Source organism: Nonomuraea sp. N2-4H (assembly GCF_045291505.1).
In the GTDB taxonomy this organism is placed as follows: domain Bacteria; phylum Actinomycetota; class Actinomycetes; order Streptosporangiales; family Streptosporangiaceae; genus Nonomuraea; species Nonomuraea fastidiosa.
Window position 1 is genome coordinate 3,257,296 of the sequence record NZ_CP147987.1, and the last position, 22,212, is coordinate 3,279,507.

At 73.7% G+C, this 22,212-nt stretch carries 18 protein-coding genes; 17 read left to right on the plus strand and 1 reads right to left on the minus strand.

The annotated features are described in order from the left end of the window. The first annotated feature begins 17 nt into the window (after positions 1-17). The 17 genes from WBK31_RS15070 to WBK31_RS15150 all read left to right on the plus strand — a co-directional run bounded on the left by WBK31_RS15070 (position 18) and on the right by WBK31_RS15150 (position 20,077). Positions 18-503 (plus strand): acetyl-CoA carboxylase biotin carboxyl carrier protein, encoded by a 486-nt coding sequence (locus tag WBK31_RS15070; RefSeq protein WP_406675061.1) that lies wholly within the window; start codon positions 18-20, stop codon positions 501-503. Further along, positions 500-1,867, plus strand: coding sequence for an acetyl/propionyl/methylcrotonyl-CoA carboxylase subunit alpha (locus WBK31_RS15075; protein WP_378789042.1), 1,368 nt, complete (start codon positions 500-502; stop codon positions 1,865-1,867). Before WBK31_RS15070 ends, WBK31_RS15075 begins: the two co-directional genes overlap by 4 nt. Then, positions 1,864-2,931, plus strand: a complete 1,068-nt coding sequence (locus WBK31_RS15080) for a glucose-1-phosphate thymidylyltransferase (RefSeq protein ID WP_364050977.1) — start codon at positions 1,864-1,866, stop codon at positions 2,929-2,931. Before WBK31_RS15075 ends, WBK31_RS15080 begins: the two co-directional genes overlap by 4 nt. Before the next feature lie 86 nt (positions 2,932-3,017). Further along, positions 3,018-3,875: a dTDP-4-dehydrorhamnose reductase gene (gene rfbD / locus WBK31_RS15085; RefSeq protein WP_406675062.1), complete on the plus strand. Its 858-nt coding sequence runs from the start codon at positions 3,018-3,020 to the stop codon at positions 3,873-3,875. Between the two features lie 11 nt (positions 3,876-3,886). After that, positions 3,887-4,804, plus strand: a complete 918-nt coding sequence (locus tag WBK31_RS15090) for an MBL fold metallo-hydrolase (RefSeq protein ID WP_364050983.1) — start codon at positions 3,887-3,889, stop codon at positions 4,802-4,804. 258 nt (positions 4,805-5,062) lie between these two features. Next, positions 5,063-5,686: a DsbA family oxidoreductase gene (locus tag WBK31_RS15095; RefSeq protein ID WP_364050986.1), complete on the plus strand. Its 624-nt coding sequence runs from the start codon at positions 5,063-5,065 to the stop codon at positions 5,684-5,686. A 28-nt stretch (positions 5,687-5,714) separates the two neighbouring features. After that, complete coding sequence (locus tag WBK31_RS15100; RefSeq protein WP_406675063.1) at positions 5,715-6,572, plus strand: LLM class flavin-dependent oxidoreductase; 858 nt, start codon at positions 5,715-5,717, stop codon at positions 6,570-6,572. 41 nt (positions 6,573-6,613) lie between these two features. Continuing rightward, positions 6,614-6,973 (plus strand): hypothetical protein, encoded by a 360-nt coding sequence (locus WBK31_RS15105; protein ID WP_406675064.1) that lies wholly within the window; start codon positions 6,614-6,616, stop codon positions 6,971-6,973. Positions 6,974-7,236: 263 nt separating this feature from the next. After that, positions 7,237-9,306 (plus strand): hypothetical protein, encoded by a 2,070-nt coding sequence (locus WBK31_RS15110; RefSeq protein WP_406675065.1) that lies wholly within the window; start codon positions 7,237-7,239, stop codon positions 9,304-9,306. Next, on the plus strand, positions 9,299-11,260 hold the full coding sequence (locus tag WBK31_RS15115) for a TOMM precursor leader peptide-binding protein (protein ID WP_364050998.1): 1,962 nt from the start codon (positions 9,299-9,301) through the stop codon (positions 11,258-11,260). Before WBK31_RS15110 ends, WBK31_RS15115 begins: the two co-directional genes overlap by 8 nt. Before the next feature lie 32 nt (positions 11,261-11,292). After that, complete coding sequence (locus tag WBK31_RS15120) at positions 11,293-12,870, plus strand: SagB family peptide dehydrogenase (protein ID WP_406675066.1); 1,578 nt, start codon at positions 11,293-11,295, stop codon at positions 12,868-12,870. A gap of 42 nt (positions 12,871-12,912) precedes the next feature. After that, positions 12,913-13,089, plus strand: coding sequence for a thiomuracin/GE37468 family thiazolyl RiPP peptide (locus WBK31_RS15125; protein WP_364051004.1), 177 nt, complete (start codon positions 12,913-12,915; stop codon positions 13,087-13,089). Between the two features lie 239 nt (positions 13,090-13,328). Beyond that, the gene (locus WBK31_RS15130; protein ID WP_364051007.1) at positions 13,329-13,505 is read left to right on the plus strand and encodes a hypothetical protein; all 177 of its coding nucleotides are present in this window, start codon (positions 13,329-13,331) and stop codon (positions 13,503-13,505) included. Positions 13,506-13,627: 122 nt separating this feature from the next. Continuing rightward, the gene (locus WBK31_RS15135) at positions 13,628-16,231 is read left to right on the plus strand and encodes a lantibiotic dehydratase (RefSeq protein ID WP_406675067.1); all 2,604 of its coding nucleotides are present in this window, start codon (positions 13,628-13,630) and stop codon (positions 16,229-16,231) included. Beyond that, positions 16,228-17,316 carry a lantibiotic dehydratase C-terminal domain-containing protein gene (locus tag WBK31_RS15140; protein WP_364051013.1) on the plus strand — a complete coding sequence of 363 codons (1,089 nt, stop codon included), beginning with the start codon at positions 16,228-16,230 and terminating at the stop codon, positions 17,314-17,316. The genes WBK31_RS15135 and WBK31_RS15140 overlap by 4 nt, the downstream gene beginning before the upstream one ends. Beyond that, positions 17,304-18,428, plus strand: a complete 1,125-nt coding sequence (locus WBK31_RS15145) for a thiopeptide maturation pyridine synthase (RefSeq protein WP_406675068.1) — start codon at positions 17,304-17,306, stop codon at positions 18,426-18,428. Before WBK31_RS15140 ends, WBK31_RS15145 begins: the two co-directional genes overlap by 13 nt. A gap of 344 nt (positions 18,429-18,772) precedes the next feature. Beyond that, positions 18,773-20,077 carry an MMPL family transporter gene (locus WBK31_RS15150; protein WP_364051019.1) on the plus strand — a complete coding sequence of 435 codons (1,305 nt, stop codon included), beginning with the start codon at positions 18,773-18,775 and terminating at the stop codon, positions 20,075-20,077. 12 nt (positions 20,078-20,089) lie between these two features. Here WBK31_RS15150 and WBK31_RS15155 read toward each other — a convergent pair whose 3' ends face one another. Further along, positions 20,090-22,183 carry a prolyl oligopeptidase family serine peptidase gene (locus WBK31_RS15155; RefSeq protein ID WP_406675069.1) on the minus strand — a complete coding sequence of 698 codons (2,094 nt, stop codon included), beginning with the start codon at positions 22,181-22,183 and terminating at the stop codon, positions 20,090-20,092. Positions 22,184-22,212: the final 29 nt, after the last annotated feature.

The following is a 22,212-nucleotide window of genomic DNA, read 5'->3' on the forward strand; positions in this document are numbered from 1 at the left end:
GACCGGAGACGCCGGAGATGCGCGAGTTGCTGGGCGCGGCGCAGGCGGGCGTACTGGACCTGCTGAATGGGCTGTCCCGGCAGCCGCGCACGCTCCGGCTGGCGGTGGGGCCGGTGACCATCGAGCTCGACTGGTCCGAGGGCCAGGCCCCGGCCGCGCCGCCACCGGCCGCCGCGTTGCCGACGGCGCCCGCGCAGGCCGACCACGCGTCACAGGTGGAGCCGGCCGGACAGTCCACGCCGCCGGAGGAGGAGACGGTGACACTGGCGGCGCCGTCCGTGGGCGTCTTCTACCGCGCTCCCGAGCCGGGCGCGCCGCCGTTCGTGGCCGAGGGCGACACCGTCGTACCGGGCCAGAAGGTCGGCCTGATCGAGGCCATGAAGCTCATGATCCCCGTCGAAGCCGACAGGAAGGGCCGCATCGCGGCCTGTCTCCAGCCGGACGGCATGGCCGTCGAGTACGGTCAGCCGCTGTTCGCGGTCGTCCCGGACGAGGGCGGGTGAGCGGCGTGTTCGGCACCGTGCTCATCGCCAACCGGGGCGAGATCGCGCTGCGCATCGCGCGCGCCTGCCGGGAGCTGGGCGTCAAGGTGGCGGTGGTGTACTCGACCGAGGACGCCGGCACGGAGGTGGTCCGCTACGCCGACCGGGCGGTCTGCATCGGCCCGGGCGCGGCCAAGCACAGCTACCTGAACATCCCCGCGGTGCTGGAGGCCGCCCGCATGGTGGGCGCGGACGCGGTGCACCCCGGCTATGGCTTCCTGTCGGAGAACGCCGACTTCGCCGAGCTGTGCGCCGCCGAGGGACTGACGTTCATCGGCCCGCCGCCCCACGTCATCGAGGCGCTGGGCGACAAGTCGTCCTGCCGCTCGCTGATGGCGGGGGCCGGGCTGCCGATGCTGCCGGGCACGCTGGAGTCCGTCGAGACCTCGGCCGAGGCGCAGGAGGCCGCCGAGGCGATCGGCTGGCCCCTGGTCGTGAAGGCGGTCGCGGGCGGCGGCGGGCGTGGCATCGGGGTGAGCCGCACCCCGGACGACCTGCCGTCCGTCTACCGCGAGACCAGGCGGCACGCGAGCGCCCTGTTCGGCGACGGCCGCGTCTACCTGGAGCGCTATCTCAGCCCGGCCAGGCACGTCGAGATCCAGGTGCTGGCCGACGCGTACGGCAACGTCGTGCACCTGGGCGAACGGGACTGCTCGGTGCAGCGACGCCACCAGAAGCTCGTGGAGGAGACGCCCGCGCCCGCGCTGAGCCGGGACCTGCTCGACGACATGGCCGCGCACGCCGTACAGGGTGCCAAGGCCGCGGGGTACGTCGGCGCGGGCACGTTCGAGTTCCTCGTGGACGCGGCGGGCGGCTTCGCGTTCATGGAGGTGAACTGCCGGATCCAGGTCGAGCACCCGGTCACCGAGCTGGTCACGGGCATCGACCTGGTGCAGGAGCAGATCAGGATCGCGGCGGGCCATCCGCTGCGGCTGCGTCAGGAGGACGTGGTGCCGCGCGGGGTGGCCATCGAGTGCCGGGTCAACGCCGAGGACGCGGCCCGCGACTTCGCTCCGACGCCGGGCCGTCTGGAGGAGTTCGCGGTGCCGGCGGGTCCGTTCGTCAGGGTGGACACGCACGCGTGCGCGGGCGGCTCGGTCTCGGCGTTCTATGACTCCCTGCTGGCGAAGGTGTCGGTGTGGGCGCCGGACCGGGACGCGGCGCTGGCCAGGATGCGGCGGGCGCTGGGCGAGGTGCGGATCGCGGGCCCCGGCGTGCGTACCACGACCGCCTTCCTGGAGTCGGTCCTGGCCAGCCCCGGCTTCCGCGCCGGACGCTACGACACCGGCCTGGTCGAACGCCTGCGGCAGAAGGAACCACGATGAAGGCCCTCGTGCTGGCGGGCGGGTCGGGCACCCGGTTGCGGCCGATCACGCACACCTCGGCCAAGCAGCTCGTCCCGGTGGCGAACAAGCCGGTGCTGTTCTACGGCCTGGAGGCCATCGCGGAGGCGGGGATCACGGAGCTGGGGCTGGTGGTGGGCGACGCGCACGCGGCGATCGAGGCGGCGGTGGGCGACGGTTCCGCGTTCGGGCTGCAGGTCACCTACCTGCGGCAGGAGGCGCCGCTGGGGCTGGCGCACGCGGTGCTGATCGCCCGCGACTACCTGGGGGACGACGACTTCGTCATGTACCTGGGCGACAACTTCATCGTGGGCGGCATCACCGGCCTGGTGGAGCGGTTCACCGCCGAGCGGCCCGCGGCGCAGATCCTGCTGACCCGGGTGGGCGATCCCCGCCAGTTCGGGGTGGCCGAGCTGGACGCCGACGGCCGGGTGATCGGGCTTGAGGAGAAGCCGGAGCACCCGAAGAGCGATCTGGCGCTGGCCGGGGTGTACCTGTTCAGCCCGGCGGTGCACGCGGCGGTGGCCGAGTGCAAGCCGTCGTGGCGCGGCGAGCTGGAGATCACCGACGCCATCGGGCACCTGATCGAGTCGGGTCAGCGGGTGGAGTCCACGATGATCACCGGCTACTGGAAGGACACCGGCAACGTGACCGACATGCTGGAGGTCAACCGATTGGTGCTGGAGTCCGCCGAGCCCCGGGTCGAAGGGCTCGTGGACGTGGCCAGCGAGCTGATCGGCCGGGTGGTGATCGAGCCGGGCGCGGTGGTCGAGCGTTCGCGGGTGGTGGGCCCGGCGATCATCGGCGGCGGCGCCCGCATCCGGGACAGCTACGTGGGCCCGTACACCTCGATCGGCGCGTCCTGCACGGTCACCGGCAGCGAGATCGAGTACTCGATCGTGCTGCCCCGCGCCTCCATCGCCGGGGTGGGCCGCATCGAGTCGTCGCTGATCGGCCACGACGTCGAGGTCACCCCGGCGCCCCACACGCCCAGGGCCCACCGTCTCGTGCTGGGCGATCACAGCAGGGCGCGGATCAGCTCATGACCAGCTATCTCGGCACCGGCGGCGCAGAGTCTGCTGCGCGACCGCCCGGTGCCGCTGTACGGCGACGGCCGCGACCGGCGGCCCGCGTGAGCTGGCTCATCACCGGAGCGGGCGGGCTGCTGGCCACCGGCCTGCTCGACCGGCTGGCCTCGACCGGCGAGCCCGTGCACGCGCTGGGCCGCGCCGCGCTCGACGTGCGCGACCGCCGCGCGGTCCGCGACGCCCTCGCGGACCACCGCCCCGAGATCGTCGTCAACTGCGCGGGATGGACGGCGGTGGACGACGCCGAGGAGCACGAAGCCGAGGCGCTGGCGGTCAACGGCACGGCGGTGCGCTGGCTCGCGGAGGCGTGCGACCTGGTCGGCGCGCGGCTGCTGCAGATCTCCACCGACTACGTCTTCGACGGCGCCAGCGCCGGCCCGTACCCGGAGGACGCCCGGCCCGCGCCCGTGAACGCCTACGGCCGCACCAAGCTCGCCGGAGAGCGAGCGGCGCTGCGGCACGGCCACTACGTGGTGCGCACCGCCTGGCTGTACGGGGCGGGCGGCCGCGACTTCGTGCACGCGATGATCCGCGCGGCGCGCGAGCGGCCGTACCTCGACGTCGTGGACGACCAGCGCGGGCAGCCCACCTGGAACGCCGACCTGGCCGACTACCTCGTCCGGCTGGCCCGCTCCGGCCTGCCGCCCGGCGTCTACCACGGCACCAGCGCGGGCGCCACGACCTGGTACGGCTTCGCCAGGGAGATCTTCACGCTGCTGGGCGAGGACCCGGACCGGGTCCGCCCGGTGCCCAGCTCCGCCCTGTCGCGCCCGGCAAGGCGGCCGGCCAGCAGCGTGCTCGCGCACACCCGATGGGAGCCGATCCGGCACTGGCGGGCGGCCCTGCGCGCCGCCTGGCCCGCCATCACCCGCCTGCGCCGTCAGGAGGTGCGCTCACGTTGAGGAGGTACGGCATGCGGCAGGGCATCGGCGAGCCCGAGACGTACGAAGTGGCCGACGGCGTGTACGCCTACGTCCAGCCCGACGGCGGCTGGTGCCTGAACAACGCCGGGCTGATCGTCGGCGAGACCGGGACGCTGCTCGTCGACACGGCGGCGACCGAGGCGCGCGCCCGCCGGCTGAAGGACAGCGTGAGCCGCATCGCGGGCGGCCCGCCGCGCGTGGTGGTCAACACCCACCACCACAGCGACCACACGTTCGGCAACTTCGTCTTCGCGCAGGACTCGCTCGTCCTCGCCCACGAACGCTGCCCGGAGGAGATGGCCGCCTCCGGCTTCGGGCTGTGCGGGCTGTTCCCCGGCGTCGAGTGGGGCGACCTCGCCCTCGCCCTGCCCGAGGCCACATACCAGGACCGGCTGACCCTGCACCTGGGCGGGCTGCGGGCGGAGCTCATCCACCCGCCGGTGCCCGCCCACACCACGAACGACACCGTGGTGTGGGTGCCGGAGCGTCGCGTGCTGTTCACCGGCGACGTGGTGATGTCGGGGGTGACGCCGTTCTGCCTGATGGGCTCGATCGACGGATCGCTGCGCGCGCTGGAGTGGCTGCGCACGCTCGACGCCGCCGTCATCGTGGCCGGTCACGGTCAGGTGGCCGGGCCTGAGGTGCTGGACGAGGCGGAGGCGTATCTGCGGTGGGTGCGCGAGGTGGCGGCGGAGGGCGTACGCGCCGGCCTGCCGCCGCTGTCGGCCGCCAAGGAGTCCGGGTACGGGCGCTTCGGCGCGCTGCGCGACCCGGAACGGCTGACGGCCAACCTGCACCGCGCCTACGCCGAACACCTCGGCGCCGCCCCCGGTGCCCCGCTGGACGTGCTGGAGATCTTCGAGGAGATGGTCGCCTTCAACGGCGGCCCTCTCACCTGCCACGCCTGACCTGGGCGGGCCGGTGAAGACGGTCAGTGCGGGCCGCGCTTGCCCGGGGTCCAGAACGGCTTGACCTGATCGACGTGCCCGGCCAGGTGCGCTCACGGACGAGGAAGTCGCGTACGAGCCGGCAGGTCTCCGCGACGAGCGCCCTCGCAGGCGCGCCGGCGGTTGACCTCAAGTGCGGTTGAGATTGCACGATGGCGAGCCGAAGCGGGGGCCGTCGGGCGGCCGTACCCGCTGGGTGAAGCGACCACGAGGACCTTGATGAAGCTTGAGCTGTACGCCGACGTGCTGTGCCCCTGGTGCTATATCGGCAAGAGACGCCTGGCGTCCGCCCTGGCCGGCCACCCTGACCGCGACGGCATCGAGGTCGTCTGGCGTGCCTACGAGCTGTCGCCCGACGAGGGCCGCACGCCAGGACCGACCGCAGCGGAGGCCATGACCGGCTGGTGGGGTGAGCAGGCGCCCGCCCGCATCGCGCGAATCCGGTCGCTGGGCGCGGCGGAGGGGCTGGAGCTGAACCTGCATCTGGCCCGCCCGGTGAACACCTTCGATGCGCACCGCCTGGTCAAGCTGGCCGCCGGGCGCGGCCGAGCCGATCGGATGATGGAGCTGCTGCTGCACGCGTACCACACCGAAGGGCAGAACGTCGCCGACCCGCAGGTCCTGCAGCGCCTGGGCGAAGAGGCCGGGCTGGACGCGGGGGAGGTGCGGGTGGTCCTGGACGGCGACGCCTACGCCGACGACGTACGCGCCGACCGCCGCCGCGCGGCCGTGCACGGCGTCACCAGCGTGCCCAGCCTCGTGATCGACGACCGCCCGCCCTTCCCCGGCGTGCAGCCCGTCGCCGGCCTGCGACGGCTCCTGCATCGTCCCGATCAAGCCTGACTGACGTACGGAAAGGAATCTCACCGCGATGGACATCGGTATCGGGTTGCCCGGCCATGCCCCGTGGACCGAGGGCACGGCCCTGGTGGAGTGGGCGCGCCGCGCCGAGGCGCGCGGCTTCTCCACGCTCAGCGTCAGCGACCGACTGGCCTGGACGACGCCCGAACCCCTGATCACGCTCGCCGCCGCGGCCGGTGCCACCTCGCGCATCCGGCTCCTGACCAGCGTCCTGCTCGCGCCCCTGCGCGCCAACCACGCCCTGTTCGCCAAGGCCGTCACCACGCTGGACCAGCTCGCCGGCCCCGGCCGCCTGCACCTGGGCCTCGCTCCCGGCCTCCGCGAAGACGACTTCCAGATCAGTGAGGTCGACTACGGCACCAGAGGCCGCCGGCTCGACCGGCTTCTGGACCGGCTCGCCTCTGTCATGTCGGGAAACGACCTCGTCGGCCCCCGACCGGCCACGCCCGGCGGTCCCGCCCTGCTCTTCGGCGGCACGTCGAGGGCGACCCTGCGCCGCATCGCCTCCCGTGGCACGGGCTGGATCGCGGGCGACGCGACCGTGCAGGACGTGCGGGACTTCGCGCCCCAGCTCCGTCAGGCGTGGAAGGAGGCCGGGCGGACCGGCTCGCCCCGCATAGTCGCATCGGTGATGTACGCGCTCGGCCCGAACGCCGAGGCGGCGGTCGCGGACGCCATCGGCCCGTACTACGCCTTCGCCGGCGACGAGTACGCCCAGTACGGCATCTCCCTCGCCTACACCAGGCCGGAACAGATCACCGACGCGATCGCCGCCTTCGAGGAGGTCGGCTGCGACGAGCTGATCTTCATGGGCAACGATCCCGACCCCGCCCAGGTGGACCTCCTGGCCGGCGCCGTCGGCCTCTGACCGTGCCAGGCCGGACCCGCCGCACGCGGATCCGGCCTGGCGTGCGGGAACCGTACGTGGCCGGCGTCCTGGGCGACGTGATCCTGGTCAACGGCGCCCCGTGGCCGGTGCACGAGGCCGACGCGGCCCGGTACCGGCTGCCCTGCTCAACGCCTCGAACGCGCGCCATTACCGGCTCGAAGCCGTCGCCGATGACGGGTGCCGGCTCGGCCTCGTCCAGATCGGCGCGGACCAGGGCCTGCTCGCACCGGCCTCGGGATGTGGAGGTGTGGCGGCTGGTGGCCGACGTGCACCATTCCGTGCACCTGCACCTGGTCGGCTTCCGGGTGCTCTCGGGCGGCTGCCGGCCGCCGCTGCCGCACGACGCGGGCCTGAAGGACATGGTCTTTGCGTCCGGGTGAGGCGGGGGAGATCATCACCCGTTTCGCGGGGTACCGGGGGCGCTATCTCCTCCACCGCCACAACGCCGAGCACGAGGACTTGAATGGCCAATTTCGGAGTCTGTCTGACCATTTGCGGTAAGTGACATTCCGTAATCGAATTTGGGAATGAGCGATTATAACCGGCACTGGATGCACTTAAAAGGGGTGATTTGGGGTTTACATAAAGGATTTCGATTCGTAATATCCATCGCATGGGAGCGCTCCCAAAAGCCGATTCGGCGATGAGACCGCAGCTTAAGGACGACGTACGGTTCGTCGAATGCCCCGACGGCGCCTACGTCCACAGCGACTACGGTGCGTGCACCCTGCGCGGGCGGCAGGCGTACGCATGGCTCACCCGGCTGGCCCCCGCGTTGACCGGCCGCCACACCCTCGCCGAGCTCACCGCCGACCTTCCCGGCGACCGGAAGGCCATGGTCGAGCGGCTGGTGGGGCAGCTCGCCGAGCAGCGGTTCGTGGTGGACGCCCGGCAGGCCCGGCCCCACGGGCTGACCGAGGCGGAGCTGCGGGCGTACGCGGAGGAGATCGCCTTCATCGGCTACGCGCTCGACTCGCCGGAGGAGCGCTTCGAACGGGTCCGCAACGCCCGGCTGGTGCTGACCGGCGCGGGGCCGCTGCTGGAGGCGCTGGCCGGGGCGTGCGTCGGTTCGGGGTGGCGGCACGTCACCGTGATCAGCCCCGACCCCGAGCGGGTTCGCCGGGTCGCGGACGCCGCACGCCGTGACAGCGCCCAAGAGTTCCGTACGCTCCCCTTCTCCCGCGACTTGCCGACGAACGCCGACGTCGTGCTCCAGGTGAGCGAGGACCCCGGCGAGCTGGTGACGACGGCCCGCGCCTGCGAGGCGGCCGGAATCGTGCTCGGACAGGTGCTCGTCGGCCCGGCGGAGGTCTGGATCAGCCAGGTGGGGCGGCCTTCGGAGACGGCGGCCGAGTCGGGCTGGCTCCGGCTCGCCGGGCTGCCCGCCGCGACCCCGGCACCGCCCGGAGAGGACCTGATGATCGGGCCGGTGCCCACGGTGGTCGCCGCGATCCTCGCCCTCGCCTGCTTCAGCCGCGTGACCGGGCTCGACCAGGGTCCGGAACGCGAGCTTGTACGCGTGGACCTGCGCTCGCTCGACACGCTTACGCACCGGTTCCTGGCCCACCCGCGCGCCGCCACCGCCGCCCCTCGGCCTCAGGTCCTTGGGTCTGTCGAAGAGCTGACGGAGGCGCTGGCACCCCTGAAGGCAGCCGCGCCCGCCCACGCCGCCACACGCGCCCAGGAAAGCCCGCCCGCCCAGCAAGGCTCGCTCGCTCACGACGCGGTGCCCGCCCGGGATGTGGCCTCTGCCGATGCCGGGAGTGCCGTCGCGGAGAAGGCGGTGGCGGCCGTCGAGGCGGACGAGCTGCTCGCCCTCATATCCGAGCTGGTCGACCCCCGGCTGGGTGTGCTCGGCCTGCTCGACGAGCAGGCGCTGGCGCAGTCGCCGCTGGCGGTGTGCCGGGCGGTCGTGTCCGATCCGTTCGGAGTGCAGCCCGGCTGGGCGCCGGCGCGGCAGGCGTTCGGCTGGGGCCCCGATCAGCGGACGGCCCGGCTGCGCTGCCTGCTCGCCGCCCTCGCCACGTACGGCGTACCCGCCCGGAACGAACAGGGCGTGGAGCTGCCGGACGGCCGGCCGCGCACCGTGCGGGCCGCCGACCTCGGTCTTCCGAGCCGGCCGAGCGGAACCGCCGCCGGCCTCGGCGCCCCCACGGACCCGCACCCCGCCCCGAGCACCCAGCACCCACCGGTCGGAACCGGTGCCGGGCTGAGCTGGACGGAGGCGCTGGCCGCCGGCCTGCGGTCCCACTGCGAGCGGCTTCTGCGCGACCACCTCTCGAACGACTCCCCGTCCTCGCCGATCGATCCCCCGCAGGACCCGGAGGCCGCGGCGTTACTGCGGCAGCTCACGCTCGCAGGGGAGACCCCGGACATCCACGACAGCACCGCCGTCCTCGGCGTACCCGCCGTGACCCTGACGGTCCCCGGCCAGGAGGCGCTCGTGTCCGCCGCCCCCACGCTCACCGACGCGATCCGCGACGGCCTGGAACGGCTGCTGCTCCGCTGGCAGTCCAGGGCTCCCGGGCAGCACGCGTACGGGCGGCTCCACCCTCTCTGGCCACCGGGCGGCGACCCGGCGCGGGCCGTCCAGACGATGGCCGGAGCGCTGCGCCGCCTGGGCAAGGTGCCGGTGGCGGTGCCGCTCCACGGCGACCCCGAGGTGTCCAGGCGGCTGCCGTTCGTCGCCCGAATCGTCCTGCTCGATGACTGAGGCCGCCATCGCCACGGTCCCGTCCGCCGCGGACCCCGACCTGGTGACCGTCCTGGGCGAGGGACGCCTGCACGCGGCGATCAGGCAGGCCCTCGCGACCGAACCGTCCGGCGGGGCGATCGTGGTGGCGAGCGACGCCGACGACGTGCGGCCGTACCCGGCGGTGGCCAGGCGGGCGGCGGAGCGGGGCGTGCCGTGGCTGCCGGTACGCGTCGAGGCCGGCTGGGCGCTGATAGGCCCGTCCGTACGTCCAGGACGGCCCGGCTGCCCGACCTGCGTGGCGCGCCGGCGCGCGGGCAACCGGCCGGACGCCCTGGCCCGCGACGCCCTGCGCGCGAAGTGGGCCGCCGACCTCGACTCCCGGCCGACGACGCTGCTCACCCCGCTGGTGTCGCGCACGATCGCCGCGCTGGTCGCCGACGAGGTGCGCAGGCTGCGGCACGACCCCGGTGCGGCGCGCACGGCAGGAGCCTTGCTGAAGGTGCGCCTGCCGACCGGCGCGGTGCGCCGCCATGCGTTCCTGCCCGACCCGCTGTGCCCCGACTGCGGCACGCGCACGGACGACGGCCCGCACGCAGGACGGTACGTCCCGCGCCCCGCCCCCAAGCCGGACCCGAACACGTTCCGGGTCGGCGACATCACCGGCAGAGGAGACGAGCTGGAACGGCTCTTCGTGGACGCGGAGACCGGCATCGTGCAGGCGGTCGTGGCCCAGGAGCGCGGCGGCGGCCCGATGGCGGTGGCCAGGCTCAGCCCGTCCCGCACCGAACACGAGAGCCACCACGGCTACGGCCGCAGCGACGACTTCGCCTCCGCGCGGGCCACCGCCATCGCCGAGGCGCTTGAGCGCATCGCCGGCATCCATCCGCGCGGCAGGCGCACCACCGTGCGCGCCGCGTACGCCGACATCGCCGGCCACGCGCTCGACCCGCGCACGCTCGGCCTCTACCCGGACGGCTGGTACGACCAGCCCGGCTTCCTGTTCACCCGCTTCGACCCGGAACGCCCGACGACCTGGGTGTGGGCGTACTCGTTCGGCCGGGACGCGCCCGTGCTGGTGCCCGAGAGCTACGCCTTCTTCGGCCCGCGCCCGCGCGACGACCTCGGCTTCGCCTACGAGTGCTCCAACGGCTGCGCCCTCGGCGGCCACCCGGCGGAGGCCGTCCTGTACGGGCTGCTCGAGGTGGCCGAGCGCGACGCGGCCCTGGCCACCTGGTACGCCCGCATGCCCATCCCGCGCGTCGACCTCGGATCGGCGGCCGACCGCCGCATCCCGATGCTCGCCCAGCGGGTACGGGACCGGCTCGGCTACGACGTGCACGCGTTCGCCGCGCTGATGGAGCAGCGGGTGCCGGTGTTCTGGGTGATGGCCGTGGACGCGGTAGGCGGGCCCGATCGCCCCTACGCGCTGTGCGGCTCCGCCTCGCACCTCGACCCGGAACGCGCGCTGCGCCGGGCGCTCGAGGACCTGAGCCCCATGCTGGCCAGCCACCTCGAACGCTACGACCCCGCGACGTCGGCGCGGCTGGTCGCCGACTCCGAGCAGGTGCGGCTGCTGGAGGATCATCCGCTCACCTACGCACACCCGGACGCGTTCGGCAGGCTGGCGTTCCTGCCGCTTGACGGGCCCGCGCTCTCGCTGCGGGAGGTGGCGGAACGCGCCGCCTGGCCCCGGCACGACGACCTCTGCGCGGATGTGGCCGAACTGGCCGGACGCTACCTGGCGACCGGCCTCGACGTGATCGCCGTGGACATCACCTCGCCCGAGGCGCGGGCGGCCGGCATGTACGCGGCGAAGGTCATCGTGCCGGGGACGGTCTCCATGACGTTCGGGCACCGCTACCGGCGCGTCCACGACCTGCCACGGCTGCTGGCCCTGCCCCGGCTGCTCGGCCACCGGGACCGCGACCTGCGTCCGGAAGAGCTGAACCCGTACCCGCACCCGTTCCCATGACCGGCCATGACAGGAAGGGAGGCAGAGCCCGCGTGCACACGACCACGGCAGCCGGGGCGGCCACGAGCCGGTACCTGGACGCCATGCGGAACCGAGGCCCGCTCTCCATCGACTGGGCCTCCGCCCCGACCCGGCACAAGCGCTACCCGGGCGCGGAACGCGTGCGGCTTCCCTGGACCGCCGCGCCCTCACCGTCCGGCCTCGGCATGCTTGGCGAGCTGCTGCGGAACCTGCTCGGCGTGACTCGGATCGTCTGGTCTCATTACCTCGGTGACGGCGGTGAGCTGCTGGGGCGGCCTCCGATGCTGCTCACGGGACGTCCCGCGCCGTCGGGCGGGGGGCTCTACCCGATCGAGGCGTACGTGGCCGCGCGCCAGCCGCACCTGCCCGCCGCCCTGTACCACTACGACCCGGTGCACCACGTGCTGGAACGCGTCCGGGGCGGCGACCACGTCCCGGCGCTGACCGGTCTCCTCGGCGGCACACCGTCCGACGTGGTGATCGTGCTGTCGGCGGTGTTCTGGCGGTCGATGTTCAAGTACGGCGACTTCGCCTACCGGCTGATCTGCCAGGAGACCGGCGTGCTCATCGCGCAGGCCCTGGCCGTGGGGGAGCGGCTGGGGGTGACCGGCGGGGCGCACCTGCGGTTCCCGGACGACGAGGTGAATCGCCTGCTCGGCCTGGACGACACCCGCGAAGCGACCATGGCCGCCCTCACGCTGTCCCTCCCAGAAGCGTCCCTCTCGGAAGCGTCCCTCCCGGACCCCGAGCCGCCGACGCCCGAGCAGCTCATCGCGCAACCGGCGGCGAGCGAGAACAGGCCCCTTCCCCGGGCCATGCCCTCCGGCTGCCTGGCCGCGACGCTGCACCGGGCCTGCACGCTCGTACCCCAGCGGGCCGCCTCCCCGGACCGGCCGCAGCCGCCGACGAGAACAACCCGCACCCTCCCGGCCCCCGAGCCCGCACCCCTGCCCCACCTGACGGCGGGCATCGCACGCCGCGCCTCGCCGATCGCCGGTTACCGCCCGGTCCCGATACCAGGCGGCGCGCTCGGCGCGGTGCTTGCAGCGGCCGGCGCCGGCTACCCATCCGACCTGCCAGGCACGGACGAAGGCCCGGCGGCAACGGCCCTGTACGTCCTGTCCCTGCGGGTGGACGGCCTGCCACGAGCCGCCTACTGGTACGACCCGGTGAACCACACCCTGCACGTACCGACCGCAGAAGCCCCGATCGACGCCGTGACCACCGGCCGTCTGCTGCCCAACACGCGGGTGGCGCTGCGCGGGGCCGCCGCCGTGCTGATCCCCGCGGGCGACCCGCTGGCGGGCGCGCCCCCGTTCGGCGACCGCTGGTACCGCATGCAGCAGATGGAGGCGGGCCTGATCGCCCAGCGGGCCGCGCTGGCCGCCACCGCGCTGGGCCTGGCCGCCCGCATCCACTCCGACGGCGCGAACGAGACCACCGACGCGGTGCTCGGCCTGGCAGGCAGCCCGCTGAGGAGCCTGTCCTTCCTGGTCATGGGCACCCCACCGACCGGCGGGCCCCTGGTGACCCGCCCGATTCCCGGCCCCGTCGACGAGGAGGTGATGCCCGCACCGACGACAGCGTGACCCGTTCAGACGTACCTGAAAGATCACAAACAGGAGATGCACATGTCCGAGAACCTCAAACTCGACCTGCGCGGCCTGGAGGTCGACTCGATCGACGTCGTGTCGGCCGACTCCATCGTGACGGAGGGTCACGGCACCATCGAGACCGGTGCCTCGTCCGCGACGGGTTACTGCTCGTCGTACCTGACGGCGACGAGCTGCTGGGCTCCCGAGCTGTAGCAGCGGGCCCGTCACTCCGGTGAGCCGAGACCCGGCCACCGTGACGACGAGCAAGGCCGAGGGCGCCAGTGCCGTGGGCGCCCCCGGCCCCTGACGAACCGGGCGCCTCACCGACCGGCGGGCCCTGGTGACCCGCCCGATAACCGGCCTCGCCGACGAGGAGGTGATGCCCGCACCGACGACAGCGTGACCACGTACTGAATGCACATCCTTTGCAAGATCACAGACTGGAGATGCACATGTCCGACAACCTCAAACTCGACCTGCGCGGCCTGGAGGTCGACTCGATCGACGTCGTGTCGGCCGACTCCATCGTGGCGGAGGGTCACGGCACCGTCGAGACCGGTGCCTCGTCCTCCCCGGGTTACTGCTCGTCGTACCTGACGGCCATGAGCTGCTGGGCTCCCGAGTTCTGAGATAGCGGCGTCGGCCGACCGGTGCCGCCCGAAGCGGCCACCGGGACGATGAGCGAGGCCGAGGGCGCCAGTGCCGTGGGCGCCCTCGGCCCCTGACGAACCTGTTCGAGGAGCGCGTTTCATTGACCCAGATAGCGCACGCCGTCCCCGTCGCGGGGGACGGCGATCCTGCAAGGCTCGCTGAGCCCGATTATGCACTGTCGCCGGTCGTCGCCGTCCGTGTCGCCGGGCTGCCGGCGGCGGGGCTCGACCGGATGCGGTGCACCCGTACGTGGCGGCTGGTGGACGAGCTGACGGACGTCACCGCCCGGCTGCGGCGGGAGGGCGCTGAGCTGTCCGATCCGCTGCACGAGGTGATCGGCGGCACGGCTGCGGGCCCGCTGCGTGCCGCGCTGGTGGCGCTGCGCCGCGCGGTGTTCGCGGGGCGGCGCCCGAGCGGGCGGGCCGCGTCCGCCGAGGTGCTGGCCGCACTGCCCGCGGGCCTGGCCGCCAGGGTCGGCGCGTGGACGGCCCTGCGCCGGCGCGCCGACGAGCTGCGCGCCGCGCTCCCGGACCTCATCACGGAGGAGACGCGCGAGAAGACGGCGGTGCTGCGCGAGGCGGTGTCGGACGCCGGGTTCCGTCACAGCCTCGCCCAGGGCAGCGCCGTACTCGCGGAACGACTCGAAGCCTGGCTCGCCGGGCCCGCCGACCGGCCGCCACAGCGGCAGGAGCTGCTGCGGCTGGCCCGCTACCTGGCGAGGGCGAGCGTCAAGACGAGCCCGTATGCGACCTTCACGCTCAGCGGGCTGGGCCGGTGGGAAACGGACGGGCCGGCCGTGGCCACGGACGGCGAGCCGTCCTGGCTGCTCATGGCCGAGCTCGACCGGGCGGTCCTGCGCCCGCTGTGGGCGGTGCTGACCCGGAATCGGCGGGTACGCCGGCGGGCCAGGCTCCGAGTCAACCCGTCCGCCGCCGACGACGGCGAGCGCATCTGGTTCCTCAGCCCGGGGCACGGCGAGCCGCTGTCGTCGGTGCCCGCGACCCCGCAGGTGCGGCAGGCGCTCCAGTGGGTGCGCGAGCGGTCCGACGCCACCCTCGCCGCCGCCCCCGGCATCGAGCCGCTGGCCGAGGCGGGGCTGCTGGAGTACGTGCCGCCGTACGACGAGCAAGGCTCAGACCCGGTGGGGGAGCTGGCGTCGTGGCTGGCGGCCGACGATCCCGCACCGTACACGCTGGCCGTGACCCGCGTCGCCGAAGCCCTGCGCGCAGCTCGTCCGTCCGACGAGAGGACCGCCGAGACCGTACGGGCCGCGCTCCGCGAGGTGCTGCCACCGGGGCCGTCCCTGCCCGACAAGAACCTGCTCTGGCACAGCGCCGTCATCCCCGGCGTCGCCGGGCGGCTGAACGCCACCGCCTGGCGCGGCGTCTGCGACGATCTCAACGCGCTGCGCGGGCTGCTCGGCCTGTTCGACCCCGACCTGCCGGTCAAGATCGCCGCCGCCGCGTACTTCGCGGACCGGTACGGCACCACGAGCCGCCTGCACGCCATGGCCCTCTACCGCGACATCCACAGCGGCGCGCCGGGCGCGGGCGGCGAGCTGCTGCGCAGCATGCTGCGCGACCCGGTCGCGGGCACGCGCGCCCTGCCGGACGCCGCTCCGCCGCCCGGCCTGACCCGCCTCACCGAGCTGCGGCGCGGCTTCTGGGAGCGCCTCGGCGCGGGCCCCACGACTCAGGAGACGAGCGGCGTCCCGGTGGTGGATCTCACCGCCGCCCGCCTGGCCGACCTGGCGGAGACCTGGCCGGGCTTCGTCCGCCCGCCCGGCTCCATCTGCTGCTATCTGCAGGCGGTGCCCGACTCCGGTGGCGTGCGCGCCGTCGTCAACTCGATCTCCGCCGGGTACGGGCGCGGTCTGTCCCGTCTGCACCGGCTGGTCACGCTGGCCGGCGGCGAGCCGCCACCCGTCGCGGACCTGCGGGCCGCGCAGAGCGACGTCATGGTGGCCGAGTGCCGTGGCCTCGTCGGCGGCGGGCTCAACGTCCGGCCCGCCACGGCCGACCTCGCGCTCGACCACCCGTTCACCGCCCCGGACGCGCACCTCCCGGCGGTCACCCCGGCCGAGCTCACCGTCGCCTATGACCGGGAACACGACCGGCTGGCACTGATCGACGGTGCGGGACGCCCGGTCAGGCCCGTGCACCTGGGCATGACCGCCCAGTACTGGCTGCCGCCGTGGCTACAGTTCCTGATCCGGGTGTTCGGTGAGCCGTCCACGGCGATGGTGCCCGGCTGGGTGTTCCGCACCGGGAGCGAGCCGCCGGACGAGGGCACGGTGGAGCGCTGGCCCCGCATGGACGTCGGGCGCGTGACGGTCGCGCGGGCCGCCTGGCGGATGCGGGCCGGGGCGTTCCCGGTGCCGGCCAAGGGGGAGAGCGAGGCCGCCTACCTGCCCCGGCTGGCCGGATGGCTGGCCGAGCACGGGATGCCGCGCCGCTTCTTCGCCCGGGTCGTCGATCTGGGTCAAGGCCTGCTGGCGGGGCTGCTCAGCAAGGATCGCAAGCCCATGTACGTGGACGTCACCGACCTGCTGCTGCTGACCGGCTTCATCCGCACGCTGCGCGATCCCGGCGCGCTGCTGGTGCTCGAAGAGGCCCTGCCCGACCCGTCCCAGGCGCCCCGCTACGGTGACGAGGCCCGCGTCACCGAGTACGTCGTCCAGCTCTCCGCCAGGCCGGCGTCATGACCACGGTCCATCCGCACCCGAGCGGCCCCGGCAAGCGCGTCGAGAACCGGTGGGTGAGCGCGCACCTGTTCCACTTCGGCGACCTCGACCCGCTGATCACCGGCGTGGTCGATCCGGTGACGCGGGAGCTGGTGGCCGGCGGCACGATCCGCCGCGCGTTCTTCCTGCGGTATTGGGAGGGAGGCCAGCACGTACGGCTGCGCCTGGAAGTGCCCGACCCCGCGCGGCACCAGCGCGTCCGCGACCTGGTACGCGAGCGGGCGGCGGCGTACTTCGCCGGCCATCCGTCGCCCGAGGTGGACCCGGCCGCCTACCGGGCCTTCGCCGCCGCCATGGCCAAGGGCGAGCGCCGTAGCGACTATGACGACCGGCTCCACCCGCCGGGCACGGTGGCGTTCATCGACTACCAGCCCGAGTACGAGGCGTACGGTGACGCCGCCTGCGTGGCCGCCGCGGAACGGCACTTCGCCGTGTCGAGCAGCCTCGCCCTCGACGTGCTGCGCGCCGGCACCGACATGGGCCGCCGTACGGCGATCGGGCTGGCCGCGCTGACCATGGCGATCGCCGCCTGCGAGCCCGACCTGCCGTCCGCCGCCCACCGCCTCGCCACGGCCGCCCGCAGCCAGTCGGCTTCCTCGGATGAGGACCCGATCACCCCGGCCGCTTCCTCTCACGAGCACCCGGCCGCTACGGCCGGTCGCGCCACGCCGTCGGCGGAGGCCATGGAGGAGGACTGGCGGCGGCGCGAAAAGGCGTTGGTGGCCCAGACCCGCAAGCTGTGGCACGACCCGGAGTCCGCAGGCGGCCTGCTGGCGGCATGGGCCTCGTCGGTGCGCGCCCTGCGCGACGAGCTCGACGTGCTGCACGCGGAGGGCCGCTGCACCCCCATCGACTCGGGCTCGCCGCACGCGGCACTCGCCGTGGCCGCGCCGCCGGACCGGCGCACGGTCGCGCTGATCCTGATGCGCTGCGTGCACCTGTTCCACAACCGGCTGGGGCTGCGTGCCGGAGCCGAGCAGCACACGACGTTCCTGGCGGGCCGCGCCGTCGCCGCCCTCGCCGACTCCCGGAGGTGGTCACCCTGACCAGCACGCCCGCTTGGCACTGCGTCCACGTCTACTACCACGCGCCCGACAAGGACGGCCTGCTGCTGGACGCCGTGCGCCCGCTGCTCGACGGCCTGCGCGGTGACATCGAGGCGGCGTACGTGCTGCGTCACTGGCGGCAGGGCCCGCACCTGCGGATCAACGTCAAGGCGACGCCCGCCGTCTGGGAGCGGGTGGTGCGCCCGCGCGTGGACGAGGTCATCGGTGCGTACCTGCGCGAACACCCCTCCACGGCCGCGCTCGACCCGGCCGGGAGCCTGCCCAGGCACCGCCTTCTCGCCATGCGCGAGCAGGAGCGCGGCCCGCTCACGCCCTGGCCGCCGGATAACTCCATCCGCGAGGCGCCGTACGACTCCCGCCGCCAGGTCCTCAACACCGACGAGGAGGCGGAGCTGCTGGCCGCGTTCTACGTGGACGCCGACCCGCTGCTGTTCGACATGCTGGAGCACGTACGCGCGGGGCACGACGGCAAGACCGGGCTGGCGCTCAGCCTCATGCTGACGATCGCGCACACCTCGCAGCGCATCGACCGCAGCTACCTGTCGTTCCGGATGCATGCCGAGGGCTACCTCACGTGGGCGGCCGACCCGGACGCCGCCCGCGCGTCCTTCGACCGCGCGTACCAGGAGCGGCGCGAGGCGCTGACGCGGCGCGTCCGCGACGTCGTCGCCTGCCTCGACGACCCCGGCGCGCCGCCGGTGCCGTTCGTGCGGGAGTGGGCGGCGCTGCTCGATCGCTACCGGCCGGTGATCGCGGAGATGCTGGAGGACGGGCGCCTGGTCCAGCCGGTGCTGGAGCCGGGGCAGGCGTTCACGTCCCGGCCCGGCGAGCCGCCCGCACCTCAGCGTGAGCCTAGCGAGCTGCAGCGCCTCGTCTTCGACAGCCCGGCCTACCACGCGGCGATCTTCGCCAGCCCGGCGTTCCGGCGGTATCGGGTGCTGCTCAACTACACGTACCTGCACCTGACCCGGCTCGGGCTCACCCCGCTCGACCGCTTCAGAACCTGCCACTTGCTGGCCAACGCGGTGGAGGACGTCTACGGCCTGTCGGGCCTGGACGTGATGCGCCGCTTCACCTCGGCCGCGACGTAAGCCGGGCGGAAACACCGCTGTCCGGCCGGGACGATGCCCGGCCGGACAGCGGATGTCGCCGGCGAGGTTCGAGGCGCCCGGGTCGGAGTCCGACCGGGCGGCGGCCGAGCCGGCCGCACGCTTCGGCACCGGCGGCCCCGACATGATCTTCTTGGTGACGGCCGGGACCGGCACCGTCGACGACGACGACGTGGCCGCCGACAGCCGCGCGCTGGCCGAGCGGGTGGCGCGCCACGAGGGCGTGGCCGGGGTGGAGTCCTGCTGGAGCAGGGGACGCCCCGCCACCATGGATCCCGCTCTCGCACACCACGATCTCCACCTTCGCCCTCAACCTGACCCTGGCCATGGGGCTCGGGCCGGGCATCGACTACAGCCTCTTCATGATCGCCCGCTTCCGCGAGGAGACGCGCGCGGGCGCGGCGGTGGCCGGGGCGGTCGAGCACGCCGGGCGCGCCGTCCTGTTCAGCGGGCTGACCGTCGCGGCCTCGCTGGCCGTGCTCTTCGCGCTGCCGTTCGACTTCCTGCGCTCGTTCGCGTACGCGGGCATCGCCGTGGTCGCGGGCGGCGTCGTCACGGCGGTGATCGTGCTGCCCGCCGTGCTCGCCGTCGCGGGCGGCGCGATGACGGTGCTGCTCCTCCTGCTCGCCGCGCCCTTCCTCGACCTGCGGTTCGGCGTCGCCGACGACCGGATCCCGCCGGTCGATGCCGCGCCCCGGCAGACCCAGGAGATCATCAGGCAGTCCTTCACCGCCGAGGAGACCGACGCCGTGCAGATCGTCTCGGCGGGGCCCGTCAACGGGGACGTCGCGCCGTACGCGGCCGCCCTCTCCCGGGTGCCCGGCGTCACCCAGGTCGACTCCGCCGCCGGGATCTTCACCGGCGGGCAGCGGACCGGCGACGGCGACCCGGCCCGGTTCCGCGGTGAGGGCACCTGGGTGTCCGTGGTGCCGTCCGCCGAGGCGCTCGCGGGAGACCCGGTCGAGCTGGTCGATGCGGTACGCGCGGTACCGGCGCCGTTCGGAACTCTCGTCGGCGGCTATCCGGCGGAGCTGGCCGACTACCGCGCCTCCGTGATCGACCGGCTGCCGCTGGTGGTGGCCCTGATGCTCGGCGTCACGCTGATCGTGCTGTTCGCCATGACCCGCAGCGCCCTGCTGCCCGTCAAGGCGACGCTGCTGACCGTGCTGAGCCTCGGCGTCATGTTCGGCACCCTGGTCTGGATCTTCCAGCAGGGCAACCTGTCCGGTCTGCTGGGGCTCACGCCGACCGGATCGCTCGACCCGAGCATCCCCATCCTCATGCTCTGCATCGCGTACGGGCTCTCCATGGACTACGAGGTGTTCCTGCTCTCGCGGATCAAAGAGGAGCACGACAGGACCGGCGACACCGAGCGGGCGGTGGTGTCCGGTCTGCGGGACGGCGCCCCGCTGATCACCGCGGCGGGCGGCATCCTCGCGCTGTCGTTCGCCGCCTACGGGACCGCGTCGGTGTCGTTCGTGCAGATGCTCGGTGTCGGCATGGCGGTGGTGGTGCTGGTGGACGCCACGCTGATCAGGGCGGTGCTGGTACCGAGCCTGATGCGGCTGGCCGGTCCGCTCAACTGGTGGCCCCGCGGCAGGACCCGCCCGGCGACGGCACCGCCACAGTAGACGGCGGCCTTCTCATCGCTCGCAGGCGTGCGACACGAACGCCAGCACATCCGCGAGCAGGGCATGTTCCTGTTCGCGGGTCGCGCCGAAGCCGTGACCGCCGTGCTCCTCCACGCGCAGCAGCACCGGCAGCCCGGAGGACGTGGCCGCCTGGAGGCGGGCGGTCAGTTTCGCCGGCTGCCACGGAGGCACCCGCGGGTCGCGCCGCCCGGTGGTCAGCAGCACCGCAGGATAGGGCACGCCGTCCCGGACCCGGAGGTAGGCGTCGGCGATCAGCAGGCCGCGCAGTCCCTCCTCGGTGGCGACGCTGCCGTACTCCGGCACGTTGATCGGGCCGTTCTCGCTGAACTCGATCCGCGTGGCGTTGACCGCCGGCACCTGCAGCACCATGGCGGCCCACAGCTCCGGTCTGCGCACCAGCGCGCCGCCGGTGGGGATGCCGCCGGCGCTGACCCCCTCGCCCGCCAGCCTGCCCGGCCGGGTGTAGCCGAGCGCGACGAGATGCTCGGCGCAGTCGATGAAGTCGGTGATGGTGGTCTCCTTGCGCGGGCCGCGCCCGGCCTCGTGCCACTCCCGGCCGTACGCGCCGCCGCCGCGCAGGTGCGCCATGGCGAAGACACCGCCGCGCTCGTACCAGGCGAGCATCTCGGGACGGAACCACGGCAGGTCGGGGACGCCGTGCGAGCCGTAACCGGTGAGCAGGGCCGGGTTGCCGCCGTTCAGCTCCAGGTCCTTGCGGTGGATGACGGTGAGCGGGATCGGCGTGCCGTCTCTGGCGGGCACGTGCAGGACGCGGGCCTGCACGTCGCCGAAGTCGACCGGTGACCGGGGCGCGAGGCCGGTGTCCTCCAGGGTTTCTCCGTCGTAGCGGTAGAGCCGGGGCGCGTCCGTCCAGCCGGCGATCAGCAGCAGGGCCTCGGGCCGTTCCGGGTGGACGGTCCACTCCCAGACGGCGCCCTCCACCGGCAGCGGGAGGTCGGCGGGCTCCCCGCCGGACAGGGGCGCGTGGCGTACCCGATGAACACCGCCGTCGAGATCGCGCACCAGCAGCCGGTCGCCGACGACCCGCACCGCCTCCACCACCCGCTCACCCGCGGGCACCACCACGCGGACGCGATCCGGCGCGGCGAACGGAACGGCCAGCACGCGGGAGCGCGGCGCGTCCCGCTGGGAGACCAGGTAGAGGGTGTCCGGTCCGATGGCGAAGGCGGTCACGCCGTCCGCCACGTCCGCGACCTTCCGCCACGGGCAGGTGGCGGGGTCGCTGAGCCCGGCTCGTGGCGCGACGTACAGCGAGCAGTCGCTCAGCTGCTCGTCGGTCCAGGGGCCGAGCGCGCTGTGGGAGACGACCGCCAGCATCCACTCCCCGTGCGGCGGCACCACCAGGAAGGGCCGGTCCTGCGGGGTCAGCTCGACGTGGGGGTTGAGCCCGCGCGCCAGCACCACCGTGTCCCGCGCCGGATCGGTGCCCAGCCGGTGCAGGAACGAACGGCTGTCCAGGCGGCGCTCCTCCGGCGGGGCGCCCGCTGGTGCGGGCATGAAGCGGTGGTAGACGAACGACCGGCCGTCCTCCAGCCAGCTCAGGAACGCGAAGCGGGTCGTGGGCGGGATCGCCTCCAGGACGGCTCCGGTGCCGGCGTCGATGACCTGGATCGTGCTCTCCTCCGAGCCGGACGGGGAGACGGCGCAGGCGATGAGGCGGCCGTCGGGCGAGGGCACGAACCAGTCGATGGCGTGGTGCGACGCGCCGGGCAGGGTGTCCGGGTCGAACAGCACCCTGGTGGTTCCGCCGGGCTCGCGCACCGTCAGCACCGCCACGCGGGCGTCCGGTTCGCGTACCAGAGACAAGACGCTGTCGCCCACCGGTGTGAAGCTCGAACACTGCGCAAGCGCGCCACCGAGCTCGCGTATCCGGCCCAGCAGCTCCTCCCGGCCCGGAATAGCGTCCAGCCGCTCGCGGGCATGTTCGGCCTGGCCGTCGAGCCAGTGGTGGAACTCCTCGCCGTCTGCCTCCATCCACCGGTAGGGATCGTCGATCGTGACGCCGTGGTGGACGTCGCGCACCACATCGACGCGGGCGATCGGGGGGCTGCTGATGCCGCTCATCGCATGATCTTAGGCCGCGACGCCGTCAG